Origin of the sequence: Candidatus Caldatribacterium sp. SIUC1, from assembly GCF_051549785.1 — a bacterium.
Lineage (GTDB): Bacteria > Atribacterota > Atribacteria > Atribacterales > Caldatribacteriaceae > Caldatribacterium.
In genome coordinates, this window is record NZ_CP189974.1 from 95,558 (window position 1) to 118,117 (window position 22,560).

The 22,560-nt window shown below is 56.7% G+C and carries 19 protein-coding genes; 9 read left to right on the forward strand and 10 right to left on the reverse strand.

Annotated elements, in window-relative coordinates:
• Positions 1–3: 3 nt before the first annotated feature.
• The 4 genes from flgF to metG (ACP6EK_RS00540) are packed head-to-tail and all read right to left on the reverse strand — an operon-like array spanning position 4 to position 3,463.
• On the reverse strand, positions 4–759 hold the full coding sequence (flgF, locus tag ACP6EK_RS00525) for a flagellar basal-body rod protein FlgF (protein ID WP_438316386.1): 756 nt from the start codon (positions 757–759) through the stop codon (positions 4–6).
• Between the two features lie 52 nt (positions 760–811).
• The gene (locus ACP6EK_RS00530) at positions 812–1,585 is read right to left on the reverse strand and encodes a TatD family hydrolase (protein WP_438316389.1); all 774 of its coding nucleotides are present in this window, start codon (positions 1,583–1,585) and stop codon (positions 812–814) included.
• Positions 1,582–1,917 carry a methionine--tRNA ligase subunit beta gene (gene metG, locus ACP6EK_RS00535; RefSeq protein WP_438316391.1) on the reverse strand — a complete coding sequence of 112 codons (336 nt, stop codon included), beginning with the start codon at positions 1,915–1,917 and terminating at the stop codon, positions 1,582–1,584. The genes ACP6EK_RS00530 and metG (ACP6EK_RS00535) overlap by 4 nt, the downstream gene beginning before the upstream one ends.
• A gap of 16 nt (positions 1,918–1,933) precedes the next feature.
• Positions 1,934–3,463 carry a methionine--tRNA ligase gene (gene metG / locus ACP6EK_RS00540; protein WP_438316394.1) on the reverse strand — a complete coding sequence of 510 codons (1,530 nt, stop codon included), beginning with the start codon at positions 3,461–3,463 and terminating at the stop codon, positions 1,934–1,936.
• A gap of 217 nt (positions 3,464–3,680) precedes the next feature.
• On the opposite strand from metG (ACP6EK_RS00540), the gene ACP6EK_RS00545 reads away from it, so the two are divergent.
• From ACP6EK_RS00545 to rd, 6 genes are read left to right on the forward strand one after another with little or no spacing between them, the layout of a single operon-like run.
• Entirely contained in the window at positions 3,681–4,079 is a 399-nt protein-coding gene (locus tag ACP6EK_RS00545; protein ID WP_438316396.1) for a phosphomannose isomerase type II C-terminal cupin domain, read from the forward strand.
• Between the two features lie 22 nt (positions 4,080–4,101).
• A complete protein-coding gene (locus tag ACP6EK_RS00550; RefSeq protein ID WP_438316399.1) occupies positions 4,102–5,277 on the forward strand; it encodes a glycosyltransferase family 4 protein in 1,176 nt (391 codons plus the stop codon).
• A gap of 6 nt (positions 5,278–5,283) precedes the next feature.
• Positions 5,284–6,366 carry a glycosyltransferase gene (locus tag ACP6EK_RS00555; protein WP_438316402.1) on the forward strand — a complete coding sequence of 361 codons (1,083 nt, stop codon included), beginning with the start codon at positions 5,284–5,286 and terminating at the stop codon, positions 6,364–6,366.
• Positions 6,367–6,404: 38 nt separating this feature from the next.
• Positions 6,405–7,427, forward strand: a complete 1,023-nt coding sequence (locus ACP6EK_RS00560) for a lysylphosphatidylglycerol synthase transmembrane domain-containing protein (protein ID WP_438316405.1) — start codon at positions 6,405–6,407, stop codon at positions 7,425–7,427.
• Between the two features lie 39 nt (positions 7,428–7,466).
• Positions 7,467–8,216 carry a ZIP family metal transporter gene (locus tag ACP6EK_RS00565; protein WP_438316408.1) on the forward strand — a complete coding sequence of 250 codons (750 nt, stop codon included), beginning with the start codon at positions 7,467–7,469 and terminating at the stop codon, positions 8,214–8,216.
• 60 nt (positions 8,217–8,276) lie between these two features.
• Complete coding sequence (gene rd, locus ACP6EK_RS00570; protein ID WP_017889538.1) at positions 8,277–8,435, forward strand: rubredoxin; 159 nt, start codon at positions 8,277–8,279, stop codon at positions 8,433–8,435.
• Positions 8,436–8,465: 30 nt separating this feature from the next.
• Here rd and ACP6EK_RS00575 read toward each other — a convergent pair whose 3' ends face one another.
• The 6 genes from ACP6EK_RS00575 to ACP6EK_RS00600 form a co-directional block, all read right to left on the reverse strand.
• Positions 8,466–9,242: an ATP-binding cassette domain-containing protein gene (locus tag ACP6EK_RS00575; protein ID WP_438316411.1), complete on the reverse strand. Its 777-nt coding sequence runs from the start codon at positions 9,240–9,242 to the stop codon at positions 8,466–8,468.
• 4 nt (positions 9,243–9,246) lie between these two features.
• Positions 9,247–10,320 (reverse strand): ABC transporter permease, encoded by a 1,074-nt coding sequence (locus ACP6EK_RS00580; RefSeq protein WP_438316414.1) that lies wholly within the window; start codon positions 10,318–10,320, stop codon positions 9,247–9,249.
• A 9-nt stretch (positions 10,321–10,329) separates the two neighbouring features.
• Complete coding sequence (locus tag ACP6EK_RS00585) at positions 10,330–11,385, reverse strand: ABC transporter permease (RefSeq protein WP_438318779.1); 1,056 nt, start codon at positions 11,383–11,385, stop codon at positions 10,330–10,332.
• Between the two features lie 51 nt (positions 11,386–11,436).
• A complete protein-coding gene (locus ACP6EK_RS00590; RefSeq protein WP_438316417.1) occupies positions 11,437–12,420 on the reverse strand; it encodes an ABC transporter substrate-binding protein in 984 nt (327 codons plus the stop codon).
• Positions 12,421–12,503: 83 nt separating this feature from the next.
• Positions 12,504–13,598 carry a LacI family DNA-binding transcriptional regulator gene (locus tag ACP6EK_RS00595; protein ID WP_438316420.1) on the reverse strand — a complete coding sequence of 365 codons (1,095 nt, stop codon included), beginning with the start codon at positions 13,596–13,598 and terminating at the stop codon, positions 12,504–12,506.
• A 79-nt stretch (positions 13,599–13,677) separates the two neighbouring features.
• Positions 13,678–15,561, reverse strand: coding sequence for a hypothetical protein (locus ACP6EK_RS00600; protein WP_438316423.1), 1,884 nt, complete (start codon positions 15,559–15,561; stop codon positions 13,678–13,680).
• Positions 15,562–15,798: 237 nt separating this feature from the next.
• On the opposite strand from ACP6EK_RS00600, the gene ACP6EK_RS00605 reads away from it, so the two are divergent.
• The 3 genes from ACP6EK_RS00605 (at position 15,799) to ACP6EK_RS00615 (ending at position 22,523) form a co-directional block, all read left to right on the forward strand.
• Entirely contained in the window at positions 15,799–20,040 is a 4,242-nt protein-coding gene (locus ACP6EK_RS00605) for a PLAT/LH2 domain-containing protein (RefSeq protein ID WP_438316425.1), read from the forward strand.
• A 90-nt stretch (positions 20,041–20,130) separates the two neighbouring features.
• Positions 20,131–21,132, forward strand: coding sequence for a LacI family DNA-binding transcriptional regulator (locus ACP6EK_RS00610; protein WP_438316428.1), 1,002 nt, complete (start codon positions 20,131–20,133; stop codon positions 21,130–21,132).
• A complete protein-coding gene (locus tag ACP6EK_RS00615) occupies positions 21,129–22,523 on the forward strand; it encodes a hypothetical protein (protein WP_438316430.1) in 1,395 nt (464 codons plus the stop codon). Before ACP6EK_RS00610 ends, ACP6EK_RS00615 begins: the two co-directional genes overlap by 4 nt.
• The last annotated feature ends 37 nt before the right edge of the window (positions 22,524–22,560 follow it).

Consider the following 22,560-nt stretch of genomic DNA (forward strand, 5'->3'; position numbering starts at 1 on the left):
CTCCTATCCCAGACGAGGGATGTCATTTACCGCCTTCCCCAGCGTTTCATCCTGGGCCACTACAGCCCGCTGGGTGAGCTCGTACTCTCTGAGGGCTTCAATCATCCGCACCATGGCCTCCACAATCTCCACATTGGACCGTTCCAGAAATCCCTGCCGGATGGTATACCGCTGGGCCACCTCGGGCACCACTCCTCTTGGCACCCGAAAGAGGTTCTCACCCTGTTTCTCCAGAAGGCCAGGATCAGCGAACCGCACAATCCGGAGTTTCCCTACCACCTCTTCCCCCACCCGGATATTGCCCTCTTCATCCACCACCACCTCTCCCTGCGGGGGAAGCACGAGGTCGCCCCCCTCTCCCTGGACAGGATACCCCCCTGGAGTCACAAGCCTTCCATCGGCACTCCGCAGGAAATTCCCTGCCCGGGTGTACGCTTCGCCTTCCCCGGTCATCACCACGAAAAACCCTTCACCCTCGATGGCGAGATCCAGGGGGTTCCCCGTCATCTCCAACCTGCCCTGGGAAAAATCGGTGGTGAACTCCACCTGGGGCTGCACAGCAAGGGGGAGTTCCCCCACAAAAGCGGGATGTTCTCCAGAAACAAAGCGGAAAAGCTCCGCTACCTCTCCTCCCTCAATGGAGAAGACGTCCTTTTTAAAGCCCGGGGTGTCGATATTGGCAATGTTGTTGGCGAGGATAGCCTGCTTGATTTCGTGGAGATTGAGCCCCGAAAGGGCAGTGTAGATTCCCCGGATCACGCTATCACCTCCCGCAGGGGAGGTGATAAAGAAACATGCCAAAAAGAAGAGGTTACGGATGGGAATTTCTGAGGAAAACCCGAAGGAAGTTCTCCCAAAGACACGCCTTCAGGTCCTCGGGGTTTTCCCCCAAAAGAGCGGCGAAAAAGCCCGCCGTCTCCACGAGGAATGCCGGCTCGTTTCTTGCACCCCGCTTTGGCTGAGGCGCAAGATAAGGCGCATCGGTTTCGAGGAAAAGACGCTCAGGAGGAACCGTCCGCGCCATCTCCCGGAGACGAAACGCCTTCGGATAGGTCACCACACCGCCAAAAGATACGTACCACCCCCGGGAGAGAACACGCCTGAGGAGTTCCGAATCCCCCGAAAAGCAGTGCCACACCACAGGGACGTTTCTGGCTTTTTCTGCGAGAATCCGGAAGACGTCCTCCTCTGCATTCCGGGAGTGCACCACAAGGGGAAGGCTGTACCGTTCAGCGAGTTCAACCTGAGCAGCAAAAACGGCCTTTTGCTCTTTTTTGTAGGTTGTGTCCCAGAAGTAATCGAGGCCAACCTCCCCCACCGCGAGGATGCTTTCCTCTTTGAGGAGGTCCTCAAGCGGTGAAAGGTCGACCTCCCCCTTCACCTCTTGAGGGTGTACCCCCACACATCCGTAGACCCCGGGATAGAGCCGGACGAGTTCCACGACCTTTTCCGAAGACTCAAGAGAGGTCCCAGCGGTGACAACGTGCGCCACTCCCACCTTCCGGGCACGGGACAGCACCTCGGGGAGATCCTCCCGGAAGGCCTTGTCGTCAAGGTGGGCGTGAATGTCGACCCAAAAGGTCATCGCACTCTGCTTCCCGGAGCGATGTCTCGATCAACGGTGACGAGGCTCACCTTCCCCTGCCCGTCATCGGCGGCAAGGAGCATTCCCTGGGATTTGATCCCCCGGATGACCGCGGGTTCGAGGTTGGCGACCACCACAACCTTTTTCCCCACCATCTCCTCCACCGAATAGTACGGAGCCAGTCCGGCAACCAGGGTCCGTTCCTCCGTTCCCAGGTTCACCCGGAGCACCATAAGGGCCCGGGTTCCCTCCACCCGCTCGGCGCTCACCACTTCCCCAACCCGAAGGTCGATTTTCTGGAAATCTTCAAGGTGGATTTCCTGAGATTGCATTCCGTTCAACCTCCTCTCATCCCTGCAGGCGAGGAAACAGGGGCTCAGGCTGAGCCACAGAGAACACCGATGGACCCTTCCCCCAATCGCACAGCGCCAGAGGATTGCAATCCTCCAGAATTTCCTCCACCCCCAGGTACTGCAAAAGCCTCGTTGCAGTCTCCGGCATGAAGGGGAACACAAACACCCCGAGTATCCTTCCGCAATCAAGGAGTCTATATAGCACCCGGTCGAGTTCCTCCCCAAGACCCGGATCCTTTGCCATCCGCCAGGGGGCCCTCTGGTCGAGGTAACGGTTGCCGAAGTGCACAAGACGCCAGACCTCTCCAAGGGCCTGGGAGAAGGCAAAACGGTCCATAAAGGCGAAGAACCGTTCTCGAACCTCCTGAAGGAGCTCTTCCCACTCCCGGTCTTCATACCGGGAAGGTTTCGCCACCCGGCCACTCCGGTACTTCCAGACCATGTTCAGCGTCCGGTGGATGAGGTTTCCGAAGTTATCCGAAAGATCAGCATTGCTCCGCTCCACAAATGCCCGCTCCGAAAAATCCCCATCCAGCCCAAAGCTCACCTCCCGCATGAGGAAGTACCGGAAGCGATCCACACCAAATCGGGCAATAACCTCAAGGGGGTCCACCACATTGCCCTTGGATTTGGACATCTTCTCTCCCTCCACCGTCCACCAGCCATGGGCGAAGACCCGCCGGGGGAGAGGAAGCCCCGCCGCAAGGAGCATGCTGGGCCAGAGGACAGCATGGAACCGGAGGATGTCCTTCCCCACAAGGTGGTGGGCCGAAGGCCAGAAGGTCTCGAAGAGTTCCCTATCCCTCCCAAACCCCACCACCGTGAGGTGGTTGATGAGCGCATCGAACCAGACGTAGATGGTGTGATCTGGGTCTCCGGGAACGGGAATCCCCCACCGGACCCCCAATCGAGAAATGCTCTGGTCTTTGAGGCCCCCCTTCACGAAACTGTAGATTTCATTGAAGCGGCTCTCCGGCATCACGAAGTCGGGATGCTCATCAAGGTACCTCAGGAGAGGCTCGGTAAATTTCGAGAGGGCGAAGAAATAGCTCTCCTCCCGCAGGCGCTCAAGGGGCCTGCCACAATCAGGACACACCAGGCGCCCTTCAAGCTGCGCTTCCGTCCAGAAGGTCTCACAGGGTACACAGTACCATCCCTCGTACTCACCCTTGTAGATGTATCCCTTCTCCTTGAGGAGGAGAAAGAACGATTGAACGGTTCTCTCGTGCTCGGGGTCGGTTGTCCTGATGAACACATCGTGGGAGATGTGCATCCGTTTCCAGAGGTCCTGGAAACGAAGGACCACCCGATCCACGAGTTCCTGGGGAGTAAGACCAGCATCCTGAGCAGCCCTGGCGATTTTCTGCCCGTGCTCGTCGGTTCCCGTGGAGAAGAGCACCCGTTCCCCTTTCATGCGGTGGAAACGGGCCAGAACGTCGGCAGCGCAGGTGGTGTAGGCATGCCCGATGTGGGGAACGTCGTTCACATAGTAGATTGGCGTCGTGATATAGAAACTCCCATCCATTCCCTGTCCCCTCGTTTCCCACATTTTGCCCTTAAAAGTACCGCACTTTCCGGGCGCTGTCAATCGCCTGGTGGAGGAGCCCACGTACTTCTCCCTCGAAACTGCAGGACCGAAGGAAGGTCACGGGGCGAGATTATCTCCTATTTGACATAACCTGATATTTTGACTATAATAGAGAACGCCTGCAGCGTCAAGCCCTCGTGCGGAGGTGGTTCCCATGCGTGATCTGGTTACTCAAAACCATTCCTGTCGCACCGGTCGGCACACGAGAGAACCGTGTACTGAAGAAGTCCAGAAACCATGGGGACGTTTCATCCGGTACACCCTCAACGAGCCCACCACGGTGAAAATTCTCGAGGTTAAGCCTCAGGCATCACTGAGCCTGCAATCCCACCGCCATCGCGACGAGCTGTGGGTTGTGCTCTCCGGAGAGGCCACGGCAGAAATCGAGGGGAGGAAACACCGGCTTGGAGACCTTGCAACGCTTTTTGTTCCTCGAGGGACAAAACACCGTCTCTGGGCACACCGCGCTCCGGTGAGAGTCCTCGAAATTTCTTTTGGCTTTTTCGACGAAGAGGACATCGTCCGCTACGAGGACGAGTATGGGAGAACCTGAAAACTCACGGGAGGTGAGAACAATGTCCACTCCTCGCAATCAGAGGGTCCTGTATTTTTCAACATATCCCCCAACGGAATGCGGCCTGGCCACCTTCACCCAGGACCTTGCTTCTGCCGCTACTTCCTGGGGTCTCGCACATCCTGTGGTCATTGCCATTGAACAGGGAGGGGAAAAGACTTCAACGCGACCTCCTGAGGTACTCTTTGTGGTGCGGAGGGACCACGAGCTCGACTACATCAAGGCGGCAAAGATTGCCAGCGATGTTGCCGATGTGGTGAGTATCCAGCACGAATTCGGCATCTTCGGCGGAGAAAACGGGGAGTTTGTGCTCACTTTCCTGAAGCATCTGAAAAAGCGCTCTGTTGTGACTCTCCACACCGTTCTCTCGCGCCCGGACTCTGGGAAACTTGCCATTATCCGGGAAATGTCTCACTACGCCGACGCCTTCGTTTGCATGAACCGTCTGGCCATCCCCATCCTTGAACGGGTGTACGGCCTCCCACCGCACAAAATTTCCTACATCCCCCACGGAGCGCCCCACCACATCCCCGAAGACAAGGACAGAGCAAAAAGTCTCCTTGGACTTTCGGGGAGAACTGTTCTCTCCACCTTTGGCCTCCTCAGTCCGGGGAAGGGCATCGAATACGCCATCGAAGCCCTGCCTGGAGTTGTTCACCGTTTCCCCAACGTCCTCTACCTCATCCTCGGAGAAACCCATCCCAAAGAGCGAGAAAAACGGGGAGAATCCTACCGGGCCCTTCTGGAAGAGAAAGTTCGTAGGCTCGGTCTCGAAGACCACGTGCACTTCGTGAACCGTTACCTCTCTCAGGAAGAACTCGCCCAGTACCTTACCGCAACAGATATTTACCTCACACCCTATCTCAATCCCGAGCAGGTCACAAGCGGTACCCTCGCCTATGCCCTCCGCTTTGGAAAAATCGTCATCTCCACACCCTACCTCTCCGCCCGGGAAGCACTTCAGGACGGTACAGGCATTCTCGTTCCCTTCCGGAATACCACGGCCATCCAGGAAGCACTCCTGGAACTCCTTGAGCACCCCGAGAAAATGCACGCCATTGAAGTCCAGGCAAAAAACGCCGGGACAGCCTACTCCTGGGACCGGGTGGCTCAAGAATACGCGAAACTCCTCGAACGTATTCTCTGCCATGCCCGTGCCGCGTCCTCGAAGGAGTGAAGGACTATGCTCTTCCTGAGGACACGGAAAAAGACCCTCGCTCTTCGCCTCGAGTACCTTGCGGCGCTCACCGACCACTTTGGCCTCTACCAGCATTCTGTTTTCGGCGTCCCCGACCTCCGCCACGGGTACACCACCGATGATGTAGCCCGAGCTCTCCTTGTGACCATCCGCCATTTTGAGCTCTTTGGCAAACCCTGGGTACTGAAACTCTCAAGAAGGTACCTGTCCTTCCTCCAGTGGGCTCAGAGACCCGATGGGCTCTTCCACAACCTCTTCGCCATCGACCGTAAACCCCTTGACGAGGTGGGTTCTGAGGACTGTCAGGGGAGAGCCTTCTGGGCGCTTTCGGCCCTGTTCGCTTCTTCCTGCTTTCCCCGGGAGCTCAGAGAACCTGCCCGGAGAATGCTTGAGAGGCTCACCCCTCATCTTCTCTCCCTGCACCATCCCCGCCCGATGGGTTTTCTCCTCGAGGGCCTGCGTGAACTTGTCCCGGAAGGAGCGGTCCCGGGGATGGAGCTCTCCATCACCGAATGCGCCTCGCTCTTTGGGGAAAAGATCCTCAGATGCTACAGGGAGCATTCCGACCCCCTGTGGAGGTGGTTCGATGAGGCCCTTACCTGGGGCAATGCCCTGCTCCCCCTGGCCCTTTTCACCGCCTATGAACTCACCGAGGACCAGAGGTTTTTCAAAGCAGCCAAAGAAAGCTTTGAATTCCTTTCTTCTCAGGTCTTTATGGACGGCATGTTCGTCCCTATCGGGAATAGAGGGTGGTATCGGAAGGGAGGGAAACGGGCGCTTTTTGACCAGCAGCCCATTGAGGCCTTCTGGATGCTCGTTGCCTCCCTCAGAGCCTCGAAATTCTACGACCCGGAGAGGAACCGAAAACGAGCTTCGCTGTCTTTAGAGTGGTTTCTGGGAAGAAATGTCCACCACTTGAGTCTCTACGACGAAGCAACAGGTTCCTGCGCCGATGGACTCACGCCTTCTGGGCTCAATGAGAATCGGGGAGCCGAAAGCACCATTGCGTGTCTTTTGAGTCTGCTTTTTGCCCATAAAGCGGGGTTTTTCAGAGTAAAAGCCCTCTGAGCCTTGCCGAAGCCCGAAACTTCTGTCATAATGGGATTGTGCGCGGAATTGAACACGCCCTCAATCCCCGAAAGATTCTCAGGCAGTTCCTCGTGGGAGTGGGCGGGAGTGCAGGGGCCCTGGTGCTCATCGTGCTTTCCCTTTTCCGCCGGGAAGGACGGGTGGTCTTTGCCGTTCCTGCTCCCCAGTACCTTCTTTTGGGTGTGCTCCTCCTCATCTGCGGATGGTCCTGCGATGCCCTGCGGGTTATGGTGACGGCCCGCATCTGGAGAAAGCGCATTCGCTTTCGGGATGGCCTCACCGCGGTTCTCTCTGGGTACTTCTTAAGCGGCATCACCCCTGCCAACACAGGGGGGAACGTTGCCGAAATCTACGTCCTCACAAAATCCGGGCTCTCCCTTGGGGAGGCAACCTCGCTGACCCTCGTGGGAGGAGCGCTGTACTCGCTGAGCCTCGTGACCCTCTTCTTCACTTTCTCTTTCCTCCAGAAAGAGCCCATTCCTTCCCGAATCTTCCAGGTCACCTCGTACCTCCTCGGGCTCTATGCCGTCCTCATCGGCATTCTGGCAGCCTTTCTCAGGTTCCCCACGCCCCTTGTGGCGCTCTCTGGGAAAATCGGTGCCTTTCTAACCTCTCGTTTTCCCCGCCTTGCTCCCACTGGACAGGAAATCCCTACCCTCGTCAGCAACTTCCTCTTCGACCTTCGGGGAAAACTCCTCATTTTCCTCCGCAACCCCCATTACCTTGGATGGAACATTGCCATGTACTGCCTGCACTTCCTCTGCCTCTTCGGTACGACCTACTTCATCCTCCTCGCCCTTTCTGAAACCCGTCTCTCTTGGTTCTCGGCCATTCATCTCCAGGTTCCCCTCTTCTTCGCCCTTCGTTTCACCCCGGTCCCTGGAGCAAGCGGTGTGGCCGAGCTCTCCTTTGCCTCGCTCTTCAAGCCTTTCCTTGAAGGCGGAAAGGCGAGCCTTCTTGTGTTCTTCTGGCGTCTTCTCACCTATTATGGGGCCTTAGGTGCCGGAAGTATTGCCTTTTTCCGAACCCTGGCCCGCTGAACCCTTGCCATCCTCCAATTTCTCTGGCAAAATTGGGCCATGAACCACCTCTTTTGGGGGATCACAGCGAGTACGCTGGCGGGTCTTGCAACGGCGCTTGGTGCCATACCCATCCTTTCCCCCTCGCTCCATACCCTCTCCCACCGCCTGAAGGATGAACTCCTCGGCTTTGCCGCCGGGGTCATGCTCGCTGCCACTGCTTTCAGTCTCCTCGTTCCCGCCATCGAGCAGGGTGGGACGTGGGTGACCATCGCGGGGGTGCTTTCCGGAGCCGCACTCTTAGACCTTCTTGACCGCATTGTCCCCCATGAGCACTTTGAAAAGGGAAAGGAGGGCCCGGCATCGAAACTTCGGAAAATCTGGCTTTTTGTGCTCGCCATTACGCTACACAACTTCCCGGAGGGCCTCGCTGTGGGGGTGAGCTTTGGGAGTCGGAACATCGCCGACGGCATCACGGTGGCCGTAGCCATCGGGCTCCAGAACATCCCTGAAGGTCTTGCGGTGGCGGTGTCTCTCCTTGGGGCAGGATACAGCCGAGAAAGGTCCTTCCTTTACGCCCTTCTCACCGGACTTGTGGAACCCCTGGGAGGGATACTGGGTGTTGGGCTTGTCTCGATCATGCATGCCTTTTTGCCCTTTGGCCTTGCCCTTGCCGCAGGGGCGATGCTCTTTGTGATCGGGGATGAAATCATCCCCGAGACCCACCATGGTCCCTCGGCCCGCTACGCCACGTATGCCCTCCTTGTGGGCTTTATTGTCATGATGGGTCTTGACACGGTTTTCGGGTGAAGAGGAATTCCAACGCGTTTCCCTGGTTAGGAAAGAAAAACCCTTGAAGGGGGGAGAACGATGGACCGCTACATTTGCCGCATCTGTGGATACGTGTACGACCCGGCCAAGGGGGACCCGGACTCGGGGATTGAACCGGGAACACCCTTTGAGGCCCTGCCACCCGACTGGGTGTGCCCGGTGTGTGGCGCAAGTAAAGACCAGTTTGAGAAAGAGTGACGCAGAAAGGGCGGCAACTGCCGCCCTTTCTCAGCTTCTTTGACCTCCCTCCACAAGTTCTGCTCCCACTATAAGGCTGACGATTTCATCGGGATTCGTCTCGTGGATGAGGCGCTCACCGACCTTTTCCCCTCGTCGGAGCACCACAAGACGATGCGCAACCTGGAAAACGTCGTAGAGCTGATGGCTGATAATGATGATGGCAACACCCTGGGCACTCAGGGTCTTCACGAGATTCAGGACCTTCCGTTGCTCCGTGACTCCTAAAGCCGCAGTCGGCTCATCCATGATGAGGAGCTTAGCGTTCCAGTAAATGGAACGGGAAATCGCCACCGACTGGCGCTGTCCACCGGAAAGGGTTTTGATTTTGTTCCGCAGCGAGGGGATTTCTATCCCCAGGCGGTCGAGGACCTTCCGTGACTCCTGCATCATGTACTCGTGGTCCAGAACCGGGATGAGGTTGAAGAGCTTCTTGAGTTTCTCACGACCCAAAAAGATATTCGAGTACACGTTGAGGTTCTCCGCAAGTGCCAGGTCCTGGTAGATGGTTTCAATCCCCAGGCGGATCGCATCCATGGGACTGGTGATGCGAACCTCTCTCCCCTCAAAGAAAATTTGCCCCTCATCCGGACGGTACACCCCGGAAATGACCTTGATAAGGGTTGACTTTCCCGCACCGTTGTCCCCCAAAAGCCCTACCACCTCTCCGGGGTACACCGCCATACTGACCCGGTTGACCGCCACGAGGCCGCCAAAACGCTTGACGATGTTCCGCACCTCAAGGAGTGGTCTTCGCTCTCCTTCCATCCTCCTACTCCCCTTTTCTCACGAACTCCGGGAAGAACTGGTCGATGAGCACTGCAAGCACCAGAATGATGCCCACATAGACGTACTTGTTGTACGTGGGAAGACCCAGGTTAACCATGCCGGTCTCTAGCATAGCAATAATCAAGGTCCCGATGATGGACCCCGCCATACTCCCCGTCCCCCCGTAGAGGCTTGCCCCACCGATGACCACAGCCACAACCGAGTCAAGCATCCGCGCTGCCCCGGCATCAGCCCGTCCAGTCACGAATCGAAGGGTATACATCACCCCACCCATTGCGGCAAAGAACGAGGAAATCATGTACACCCGGATGAGGTGCTTCTCCACAGGGATTCCAGCTCTCCGGGCAGCGTCGATATTCCCCCCGATGGCGTAGACGTGCTGCCCGAACTGGGTTCTGGCAAGGATGAAGCCAAAAATAGCCACAGCAATAATGGAGAAAACGAACACGTTGGGGAAGAGGGGAATCATGGCCCGAATGTCGGCCCGGCTGATCCCCTGGGGCGGGCTAAAGAGAGTCAGCGCCTTTCCCGGAAGGTAGTAAAGGAGGTACCCGTTTCCGATAAAGCCCACAAGGGGTGGAAGTCCGGAAATCGGGACGTTATTGCAGAGGATTTCGGAGAGACCATAGGCAACGCCGTACATGCCAAAGGTGGCGATGAAAGGAGGAACCCGAAGTTTCGCTACCAGGGCACCGTTGACAAGACCCGGCAAAAGCCCAAAGAGCAGGGCACCAGCGCATCCAAGAAGAATCGACAGGCCCTGCGAGACTGAAGCTGCCTGAAGCATGACCATAATTTTGGCACTGACCACACAGGCCAGACCCATGACAAACCCTACGGAGAGGTCAATACCTCCCGTGATGATGACGAAGGTCTCCCCGGCAGCAAGGAGCAGAATGGTTGTTGCCGCAACCAGGATGTTCTGGAAATTCCTGGCACTGAAAAACCCAGTGCCGATGATACTGAACACCACGATTTCACCGAGGAGAAAAAAGGCCACCCAGGCTCTTCCCAGGCGATACAACCACTCTTTCTGCCCTACCATAACACGTTCCATGGCTTCCCCTCAATCATAGACAACTTCCGGGAACAGCTGATCGATAACCACGGCAAAAACCAGAATCGTCCCCACGGCGATGTACCGGTAAAAAGGAAGGATGCCGCTCATCAGAAACCCCACTTCAAGGACGCTGAGCACAAAAACCCCCAGAGCTGTTCCGAGAATGCTCCCTTTGCCCCCCATGAGGCTTGCCCCACCAATCACCACAGCGGCAATAGCGAAAAGCTCAAGACTTGCGGCAAACTGCGTGTGGGTCCCGATGGAAAAAATGAGCGTGGAAAGAACACCAGAAAAAGCAGCAAAAAGCGACGAGATGACGTACACCCGGATGAGGTGCTTCTCCACAGGGATTCCAGCTCTCCGGGCAGCGTCGATATTCCCCCCGATGGCGTAGATGTGCTGCCCGAATTGGGTCTTTGAGAGCACGAACCCAAAGACGAAAAGGAGTGCAAAGGCGACGACCGTGGCGTAGGGGACAATGCCCACGAGGTTTCGCGCCTCGGCTTCGGTAAGACCCAGAGGCTTCTCGAATATCGTAAAGAGACGGCCAGGAAGGAGATAGAAGAAAAAGCCGTTGCCAATCTCTCCCACCTCGTCGGGGAGAAAGGTAATGGGAAACCCCTTTGAGTATCGCAGCGCAAGGCCGTTGGCAATGCCGTACATGCCTAAGGTGGCAATAAAGGGAGGCACCCGAAACCTGGCTACCAGTATCCCGTTCACAAGACCTGGCAAGAACCCCAGGAGCACTCCCACAACGATGCCGCAGAAAATGGCAAAATACGGTGAATACCCCAGGGCATAGAGGTCCCGAATGACAATGGCTGAAATCACCGAAATGAGCCCTCGAACAAACCCCACGGAGAGGTCAACACCTCCCGTGATGATGACGAAGGTCTCCCCGGCGGCAAGAAGGAGCGCTGGAGAAGAGGTCAGAAGGATGTTGTTCAGGGTCTTCAGCGAGAGAAAGCCTCGTCCGGTGAAGCTGAAAACGACGCAGAGAAGGAAGAGGAAGAGAACCACCCAGTTCCGACCAATCCTTGCGACAAGCTGTGTGCGAGACATCACGCTCGTCATCCTCCGGATCGGGGAAAGGGGGCATAAAGCCCCCCTTCCTCAGTCTGCCCGGTAAATGTACTGCTGGGCTTCCGGATCGTCCACGTTGTCCCGGGTGAAGAAGAAGAACCCCGGAACCATCCGCTTGGGAATCTCTTTCCCTTCAACAAAGTATTGGTATGCCGCCTCAACAGCCAGTGTTCCGATTTCGTAGGGTTTTTGGGCAAGGACAAGGTCAACCTTCCCTTCCCTCAGGGCTTTGATGAGGTCCTCCGTAGCATCCCAGGAGGCAATCTTCACTACCCCGGCAAGCCCTGCGTTCACCACTGCCTGATACGCACCCTGTGCGCTGTAGAGGTTGGTGCCGAAAATGCCCACAATATCCGGATGGGCAGCGAGAGCAGCGGCAACCTGTTGCTGTGCCTTTTCCTGAATGTCAAGGCAGTATTCCACGCCGACGATTTCGATATCCGGGTACTCCGACATCCCCTTCTTGAATCCCTCAACCCGCTCGACAACGCTTGAGACGTCGGGGTTCGTGGTTTCGACGAAAACCTTCCCCTTCTTCCCAATCATCTCGGCAAGGCGATGGGCGATCTCAACCCCGCCCTGGAAGTTGTCGGTGCCGATAAAGGTGAGAGGGAAGGAGTACTCGCTCGGTTTTGAGTAATCGCCGTCACCAATGTAGGTATCCACGGTGATGATTTCAATGCCCATGTCGTGGATGCGCTTCAGCGGAGCAATGAGGGCATCCTTTGAGGTAGGCCCGGTGATGATGACGTCAATGTCGCCTCGTGCAGCCACAGCCTCAAGAATCGGCACCTGGACCTCAGGGCCCCAGGCCTTTGGATACTCGGCCACAAAGAGTTCAAGCCCGAGTTCCTTGCACTTGTCCGCAATGCCTTTGCCAATCATGTAGTAGAAGGGGTCACTGATAGCAGGACACCAGGCGATTTTTGGTTTCTTCCCCTCGGCAAACACACCACTTGCCAGAACTCCCACAACAAGAACCACCAAAACCAGCGCAACCAGAACCTTCCGCACAGGAAATACCTCCCTTCAGCATGACTGTCCCTCAAAGAGTTTCCCAGGACATCACTTTTTTCACGCGCTGTCTCTCACCCCCTTCAAAAGCATCCTAAAGCAGCCTCCCCTCCACACCCGCAGGATCCCCGCAGGACAATCTCCACGGGGAGCACCACGGTTTCTCCTGCGAAGGAGGGACACGTCATCCGGGAGAACAGGAGAACCGCTGCTTCCTTGCCCAGGGCATAAGCCGGCTGTGCCACAACGGTGAGGCGAGGCTGAACAAGGTCAGCCATCTCAAAATCGTCAAAGCCGACCACGGCAACGTCCTGGGGAATCCTGAGGTTTCTCTCCCGAATCGCCTTCAGGACCCCCTGGACCACGAGATTGTTTGCAGCAAAAATCGCCCGAGGCCGGAGGGGGAGAGCGAGAAGCTCGTGGGTTTTCCTGTATGCCTCGTGGATGGTCTTTGCTCCATCCTTCACCATTTCGGCACAGAGCCTAATTCCTTCCTCGTCCAGGGCCTGTCGGAACCCTGCGAAACGCTCCTGCGCCGTAGGCAACCTGAGATCCGAGGCCAAAAAGGCTAGTCGTTCAAAGCCGTGCTCAAGAAGATGGCGTGTCAGCCGGTAGGCTCCTGCTCTATTCTCCACCTGAACTACAGGGCCATCGAAACCCCGGGGAGGACGGTCGACGAACACCAGGGGGATGTGGGAAGCCAGGTCCTTGAGGTATGCCTGGGACCCCGTGGCGGGAACAATAATGAGGCCGTCAACCTGTTTCTCCACGAAAATGCGGACGTAGAGTTTCTCCTTCTCCAGGAGTTCATCGGAATTCGCTACAAGAACGCTGTAATTCCGGGCAAAGGCCTCGTCCTCGATTCCCCGAACAACGGTGCTGAAGAAACCGTTGGTGATGTCGGTGATGACGACCCCAATGGTGTAGGTCTTTCTGCCCCGAAGGCTTCGGGCCAGCGCATTGGGACGATACCCCAGGGCCTCAATGGCGGCCAACACCCGCTTTCGAGTTTCCGCACTCACACCCTTGTCGCCGTTGATGACGCGGGAAACCGTCTTGAGGGAAACACCAGCAGCCTGGGCAACGTCCCGTATGGTGGGAGTCTTCCGTGGGGAATGGTCCTTCTTCAGACAGCCCCCTCCTCGACAACGTTGTCGTTTAGAAAAAGTATACACCATCCCCTTCCCCCGTCAAGAACAACAAGAGGGTCTCACGTGAAAGCCTCGACAATGCGACACAGCCCAGGATGAAGCGATACTATTCCCCGCAGGGAATACGCTGGAAATCCCAGGTGTACTTCACCGCCCCTGTGGACAGGGGGTACTCCACCACCTTTTCACCCTTCACCACGTTGAGGTTTGGGGTGACCTCCTGGATTTCGCCGCTTGACATCTCGAAGCGGTCAAGCTCTGTCTCCAGGGAAGCGGTACGGGTTTCCCGGGTTTCCCCGGTGCAGACGTCGTGGTATCGACCCAGGACCTCTGAAAAACCTCTCCAGATAAGGCCTCTGAACCCACAGGAAAAGCGATACTGCCCGGTTTTCCTGTCCACCACCACACTGGCAGAGATTCGAAAATCTCTGTCGCTCAAAGTGCCGCGTACCCTGGTTTCCGAAGATTCCCAGCTCCCCGGTCTCACCGGGACTTCACCTCTTACCCCTTTCCTCCGGCAGGTGGTCACACAGCTCTCACGGAAGGTTTTGATGGTCATCTCGTACGTCCCCGAGAAATCCTGGGAGAGGATAGTCTCGGGTTGACCTGGCCGCAGAAGAAGCTCGCCCCAGACGTGGGCGTGGAGTTCGGTGGCGAGTTCTGATTCATCCCTCCCGCATTCTGCGGAATCGCTCTTTTTCGTTTCCCTAAAGGACAGGTCCACGGTGATATCCACTGTCCCCCGCCAGCATGCCGGCTCCTCCACCAAGGCAACCGAAGTTCGCTCCTCCAGGGCATCCGGATATCCCTCAGGCCGGTACCGGGCAACGACCTCCACTCCTTCCTCTTGTACTCCTGCCTGGTACATGAGCTGAATTCTCCCCCGGGCATCGGTTCGTACCTTACCCTGGGGTTTTAGGGAACCATCCACAAGACCGTTCGCTTCTACGGTGACCACCTCACCCTCCAGGGGGACACGCGCCCCATCGGGGGTAACCTGAAAAAGACGCACCTCAACAGCGGTCGATGCACCAGGGGCAATGTACGCCTCTTCCGGCTCGACCTCTAAAGCCACTCCGGCAATGGGGACCGGGGGCAGGACGTCTTGAGTTCGGATCCCGTCGATGCCGCAGGTTTTTGCCTGAAAGAGGTCAAACCCGGGTTCTAATCCTTCTCTCAGGGTATAGGTGATCGACCCACCTTCTTCACCCGTAATCTCCAGCAATACAAGGTTTTCGGTGACCACAAAATCCTGGGGGAAACCCTTCGTGGGGCGCAGTTCTCCTCGTTCCGTTCTTCTGGGGAAAATCACCACCTGGCCATGGTACGGATCAAAGACCGGCTCACCCCGGCAATTTTCCACCCGGACGCGGATATCCATCTCCCGTTCATCGAGTTTTGGGGAAACGTAGGGCTTCTCCAGGGCAAATTCCATCACCGGCCCCCGTGGGGGAACCCGGTGGGTTCTTTCGTACTCCAGAATGCGGGTCTCCAGAGAACCGTACCGGTCAATATTCTGCTCGATGGTGCGAAAGACGTCGGGGTCATCCTGCACAACGGAAACCCCAAGGACACTTCCGGGAAACCCGCACGCATTGTTCTGCACAAGCTTTGAGCTCATGAAGACGGCGGTGTGCTCCCCCTCAAGGACACCGGCAACCTCGATATCCTCCCCTGCGGCAATAAGACCCAGGGTGTAGGAAAAGCTGTAGTCGCAACCGCTACCATCTTCCACAAAGTCAATCTGCGGGGAGTTCTCCCGCAATTCCTCCAGGACCACGGTGCGTATCTCCTGCCAGAGGGATTCCCAGGATCGGTGGGGATATCGCCCCTTCAAGTACTCCTGAACATCCGCCTCGTCCACAACCGTCCCACTCACCGATACCCTGGGTCTTGCGCAGCCGCTTTCCTGGGCATGAGCTCCCGACAAAGCCAGAGTTAGCAGGACAACAGAAAACAGCGAGAAGACTCTCTGCCAAGTCTTTGCCATGCTCTCCCCTCCTTGCCCCAAGCCATTATACCATGGCCGTCGTCTCTTTCCTTCCATTGCCAAAACCCTAGTGGTACAATAGTATCAATACGTCTCAAGGAGGGGAAGACGATTTCCTTTTTCCTTTGCTCCCGGTCTCTCTGGAGCTCCTGCTTCAGGGCGTTCCTGCGAATATTCCTGGTGCTTTTCTGGCTTTCTTTCCCTTTCCTCTCCGCCTGTGCCGAAGAAGTTTCCCCTTTGCCCTTTGAAATCCTCTACCGGTGGGAACCGCTCCGGGAAACCTCGGCCACCAGAGTGGTGGCCGAGGTTTCCCTCTACCCCACAAGTGGTCCTTTGTGGGAGGGGAATCTCCTGGCTTTTTCAGTGCGGCAACAGGTGCTTGTGGTCGTGGATTTGGCAACCGGGAAGGTCGTCTTTGAAGAGGAGTACCCCGACAAATGCATCGTGCACGCGGTGAGAAATGGACGTGTCTTCTTTTGCGTCGGCGGCGCCTCTCGGGTCTTTGTCGTCTCTCCTTCCAATGCCCAAGAGCGGTCTTTTCCGGGGCGTCTTGTCCTTGTGACGGAAGGTGGGTTTCTCGTTACCAACGACCGGGGGACCATCAAGGTCTTTCATCCTGCAACCGGAGAGTGCCTTTTTGCGCAAAGAGCACACTCCGCGCACCCGGTTTTCGCGATTGGAAACCGTATCTTCGTTCCCACGCAGGATAAAAGCCACAACTTCGCCGGCTACGTGGCGTTTTCGGCACCGGATAGAAAGGTTTCCCCCTGCCCTTCCCTCGGTCGGGGTTCGTACACCTTCTACCGTCCCGGGGAGGGGACTTTCCCACAGTACGCCTTTCCCGATGCCCCTCTTCCCGTTTTGCATCGGGAGGAAAGGGACACCGGGGGTTTCCTCGAACTCCTCGATACCCAAGCGCAGACCCTCTGGAAAATTCCCCTCGCCTTGCTGGGGATTGTCGCTCCGGGGGCAGTTCCAAACCCGCCCCTTGTGGTTTTCGACCGCTTGGGGGAGAAGATGCTCCTTGCTATAGCCAAAGAAAGCGACCCCGGAGAAAAAACGCCGTTTGTGGTTTGCGTGGTGGATTACCGGGGGAACCATACCCTCCTGGGGGAGTTCCGGCCCCATTCGGCCAATAAAATTTTCGGGGCCTTTCTCGCCGATACCTCGGTGGCGGTTTTAGTAGAGGAAACGCCGGATACCATCACCCTTCAGATTTTCTCTTCCCAGGGGGAGCTCCTCCGCAAGACTACGCTTGAGCCCAATCTTCCCAGCCCCTTCTGGCCGCACTTTGTGGAGGGGCGGGAACTCCTCCTTTTCCGCAAAGAACTTTTCCTGCGCTATCAACTCCCTGAAGGAGAAATTACCGGGGTTTACGCTTTTCCTGAGGGCTTTGAACCGGATCTCTCGCGCTCCTCAAGCGTTATCACCCACGCCGGGAAGGTTTTCACCTTCCTTTCTAACCGCTTCGGAAAAGAGGGAGGAATAGAGAAACCGTCTCTTGTGTCCTTCGATGTCACCGGAGAGAGCTGGCCGCTTCCTTTGGAGCTCGTCTCGGTATCCCCCCACGGAGAGCATTTGTACCAGGTTTTCGAAGATCTCCCCACCGAACTCCGTTTCCGCACCCCTCCAGGGCTTGAGGCAGCCCTTCGGGTAACCGCCGGCGAAGGACCGGTGCAGAAGAGAGAGAAAGCCACCTACGAGTGGCACACCCCGACTCTCCCCGAAAAAAGTCCCAAAAACGTCGCCCTTTTCGCTTCCCTGGGACCGGCGCAACGCACCTTCCCCATGGAGGTGGTCCCCTTCCCCAATCCCCTTACGCTGGAGGTCACCGAGTGGTATGAAGGGGAGTATCTCGTGGTCTTGTGGACCCTGCGTAACAGCTCTTTCGCCGATATTTCCGACCTTTCCTTTGCGCTTACCGAAATGCACAACCTCGCTTTCTCTCACGGTGATCCCTTCCCCGAAAGGATCGCACCTGGTGAGCGACTTTCCGGAAAACTCTCCTTCACCGTCCGGATTACCGCAGAGAACCCCGACGTTTCCCCCCGCTTTCGCGGCTACGAACTCCCCACACGCGGGATACTGCGGGTTTCCTCTTCCCGTGGAGTCGCCGAAGCGCCCTTCGGGAAACTCCTTCCCATTCCACCCCGCTACGCTTTCCGGCTGGGAATCTACGACCCCGCAGGGGGGAAATGGCTTCCTGCCTCTATGGTTGCGCAGTACCTGCGGATTGAGGACCAGGAAGGACGGGATATCACCCCGGAACTCACCATGAGGGCTGAAGGCGAGAGGCTCCTTGTGGGGAACATCGCCCCGGGTGTTCCCGGAAAACCCCTAAAACTGCGGCTTATCTGGGAAACTCCCCCGCGAAGTTTCCGGGTGGAGGTGGGTTCCATTTTGAGAGAAGGAAAAGTGGAACCCCGGTTTGAAAATGTCCTGGCCCCCAAGCTTCGCACAGAAGGCGTGATCGAAATCTCTTTCCCCGCAAACACCCCCAAAGACCAGGAGGGTTTCCGCTATAACCCACCGTACTATGAGCTGCGGCTTCCGGAAAACCAGCCTCCCCAGGCCGATTTTACGCTTGTAGATGACGAGATGTCCCACTTTCGATCCACCGTTTTCGATGCTACTTCCTCAAGCGACACCGATGGGGTGATCACCGAGTACTGGTGGTGGTCGAAGACTTCCCGCTTTCCCGATACCCACGCTCGAAGGTTTGCCCATTCCTTTACTGCTTCCGGTATCATCCCGGTAACCCTTGAGGTCCAGGACGACCGAAAAACCACAAGCCGCATCGAAAGAGAAGTGGCTGTGGATGCCACAAGAGATATCGGCGGGCGCCACGTCACCATCCCCCCGGCGTTTGTGCGGCAAGCGAGGGTTTCCTACGAAGTGGAGGTGCTCACCGGAGATACCGAGGGTGCGGGAACCGATGCCCGGGTGTTTTTGGCGCTCTATGAAAAGCAAGAACGCCAAGGGGTGGTCTATGGCTCCGGGGTGATGGAGCTCACCTCACCCTTCAATCCCTTCGAACGGGGGGGAAAGGACCGCTTCTTTCTTGAGGGGCGGAAAATCGAAAATCTCGACCATATCGCTCTCCTCCACGATAACTCCGGAAGCCGCCCCGGGTGGTACGTGGTGGGCCTTGCGGTGAAAGATACCGCCACAAAAAGGGAATGGGTTTTCCTCATTGATCGCTGGCTGGCGCTTGACGAAGCCGACCACAAAACCTATGGGGAATTCAAGCCCCTCACCTCCACCTATCCTGCCGGGGTGGTGGTGGAAGGGGATCGGAATTCCTATAACCTCACGGAACTGAGTGAGACCGTTTTTATCGTACCTTCGGGGATAGCGGAGTTCTACTTTACCTGCGGCGACGGTACGAAAGCGATGGCGGTGTACCGGGAAAACGGAACCCTCCTTGGCTGGCACAATGCTTCGGGGAAGAAGCGCGTGGTCCCCTATATTCCCGAGAACGAATGGGGCGTGAAATTCGAAACCGCAAACCTCACCCGTCCGCAGCGCTTCAAAGTGGAGGTTTTCAGCGGAAACTCGCAAACCGAGCAATGGATCTGGGTCTTCCCTCCCAACTGGTCGAGCTACCCCCAGGCGGCGCTCCGGGCTTCGCTACTCTTTGGCTTCAAAAACGAGGTGAGCAAAGCGGAGGAGAGTAACATTTTTTACTCCGCCAAGAGAATCCGGGAATACCTTGCAGGACTCAGAGCCGATGTGGTGAACGCCTCTTTACCTTCCTTGCAATACGGTATGAGCGCCCTCTCCATCTTCGGACCTTCCCCCGACAGCCTCATCCAGGACACCCTCTCCACGGTGGTGGAACAGTACCTGGAAAATCAGGAAGGCCTCATAGCGAGTATTTTCGGCTTTCTCACCTCCGAACCGGTTTCGGAAGCGATGGAACTTCTCACCACCCTCTACGATGCGTACCGGTGGGCCACGGAATTCCCTGCCGTTCTCGGAACCTCGGTGAGCGAAGTCTATAAAGTCATCCTTCTCAAGCACCTGGGCGAAAACGATCGGACGCTCCGGCAGATCGATCTCCTCCTGCGAAAAGCCAGAGAACTCGTCGCCGAGACCATCCGAAGTCTCGAAGCAAACGACGCTTTCGCTTGCAATGAAGCGCTGACGAAACTCCGGACTCTGGTCGTGGGGAATAACCCCTCAAGCAATACCCTCAGCGACCACCAGATTTCCTATGGGGACTTTGGCATCGAGGATCTGGAACCCGGCCTTCCCGACTACCCCCTGGCAATTCTCGTTTCCGAAGAGATAGTGGCCATCCACAACTGGCGGAAAGAGGGGCATCCGGTGTACGCGGGGGACGAGCTTCTCTCCATTCTCCCCTACGACAAAGTCACCTGCACCAACGCCGCTTTAGATATCTTCGAACCCCTCTTTCGAGAAGTCGCCGAACTCGCCGGAATCCTGGTGAACCTCTGCCTCCTTGAGCCTCTCTGAAAATTTCTATCCCCGAAAGGACCCTTGACAGGAATCTCCCGTTTTTGTAAAATTTGCGCAAAATCAAAAAATTGCCAAAGAAGGGAAAAGATGGCCACCCTGAAGGAAATCGCCCAGAGAGCTGGTGTTTCCATCACCACGGTATCCCATGTCCTCAACGGTACCCGCCCGGTGAGCACCGAGCTCAAAAAGCGGGTCCTCGAGGCTATGGAAGCCCTGGGAATCGAACCCCGACTTCCCACTCGAAAGCGGTCTTCTCAGCTTGTCGCCATGCTCATCGATGATATTTTCAACCCTTTCTTCACCGAGGTTTTTGCCGCCGCCGAGGCCACGGCCCGGAGCATGGGGTACCATCTTCTCCTCCTCCACTCCATCGAGCGGGGCTCGGACCTATTGTACCTGCGGGACCTTGAGGAGAAATCCGTGGACGGTCTCATTGTGGCCACACGGCTTGGGATTGCTCACCTCAAAAAAGCCTTCTCCACAAAGCTCCCCATGGTTTTCCTTGGGGGAAGCCTTGACGTCCCCTTCTCAACGAGTGTATTCCTCCCCGACAAAGACGGGGCATACCTTGCCACAAAGCACCTTCTCGAGCTCGGTCACCGGGACATTCTCTGCCTTGGTGGACCTGCTAAGTTTTCGCTCTTTCGGGAAAGGTTCGAAGGGTACGTAAAGGCCCTCATCGAGTGGGGCCTTGCCCCCAATCCGCAACTCATGGTGGAAATGCGCCTCACCTTCGAGGAAGCCTACCGCTTCGGGAGAGAATTCTTGAAGAGAGCACAGGGCAACGTCACCGCCGTCTTCACCCATAACGACCCCGCAGCCCTGGGGATCCTGAAAGCCGCCCAGGACCTGGGGATAGACGTCCCTCGAGAACTCTCCATTGTGGGCTTTGACAACACCTACGTGACCCGTTTCACCCAGCCACCCCTCACCTCCGTTGACCTTCCCAAAAAAACCGTCGGGAAACGGCTGGTGGAACTCCTCATCCGCCTCATCCAGGGGCACAACGTGGAGCCCTGCTTCATTGAGGAAGTCTCCCTCTCGGTGAAGGCCTCCACTGCTCCAAGAAGAAAGGAGGAAAAGCCTTGAACTCACAGACCAAAATCACGGTTATCGGCGCCGGCAGCGCAGTATTCGGACCTCCAACGATTGTGGGTATTCTCAAAAACCCGAATCTCCGGGGGGTGGAGCTCTTCCTCCACGATATCAACGCCCAGGGTTTAGAGAAAATCCACGCCCTGGCGGAAAACCTCAACGCCAATCTCTCCGCAGAGGCCCGAATCCGAAGCTCCACGAATCGTGAGGAAGCCTTAGACGGAGCAGATTTCGTCATCCTTTCGGTAGCGGTGGACCGGGAAACATGCTGGAAGCTTGACCGGGAAATCGCCCTGAAGTACGGCATCAACCACTATGCCGAAAACGGAGGACCAGGGTCTTTTGCCCATACGGCGAGAAACCTCTCCGTCATCATGCCCATCCTCCGGGACATGGAGAAGTACTGCCCGAACGCCTGGCTTCTCAACTTCACGAATCCCGTTCCCAAAATCTGTACCGCCGCAGCACGGTACACCAAAATCAAAACCATCGGCATTTGCCACCAGATTCAGTTTGGGTACTTCATCCTTGCCGGACTCTTTGCCGAAGAACTCGGGCTCAAAATCCCTAAAGACTTCAACTTCCGCTGGAACGACCAGTCCATTGCTCTTTTCCGGCTCATGAGCAAAAAGGCCCGGGAACGATTCTTCATCCGTGCCTTTGGCCTCAACCACTTCACCTGGATGCTCTCGGTGACAGAGCGGGAAACAGGGAAAGACCTCTACCCGGAAATCCGAGAGCGTGTCCCCAAAATCCGGAAAACCCTGCCCTCTTTTGAGCCTCTCACCATGGAGGTCTTTGAAGTCTTCGGGCTTTTGCCCGTTCCCGGAGACTGCCACCTCTGCGAGTACCTCCCCTACACCCACAATGTCCACCGCAAAACCTGGGAACGCTACGACATCCAGATGTACGATTTCGAGTGGGCAAAGCGAGGGCGGGAAAAGATGTGGGAGGAGATTGAGCAAGCCGTACGAGGTGAAATCCCTCTCTCTCGCTTTGAAGAGCTTGAGACCGAACGGGGAGAGTTCATCATTGCCGGGATCCTCCGAAACCTCAATGCCTATGAGGAAGCGGTGAACATCGCAAATGCTGGCTACATTCCCAATCTCCCTGAAGGGGCCATTGTTGAGGTCCCGGCACTTTTGGGAAGCGAGGGACCGGTGGGACTTGGCGGAGGGAAACTCCCCGAGCCCATCGCAGAACTGTGCCGCAGGCAAATTCTCATTACGGAGCTCATGGTACGGGCTATCGTTGAAGAAGATAAAAAACTTGCTCTGGAAGCTCTGGCGCTTGACCCCATGATCGATGACCTGGAAGTCGCGCGGAAGCTCCTTGAGGAATACCTCACCACTTTTGCCCCGTACCTGGCGTTCAAACTCCACTGAGGAGGTGGTGTACTCGAGAGAATGGGTTCCCTTTTCT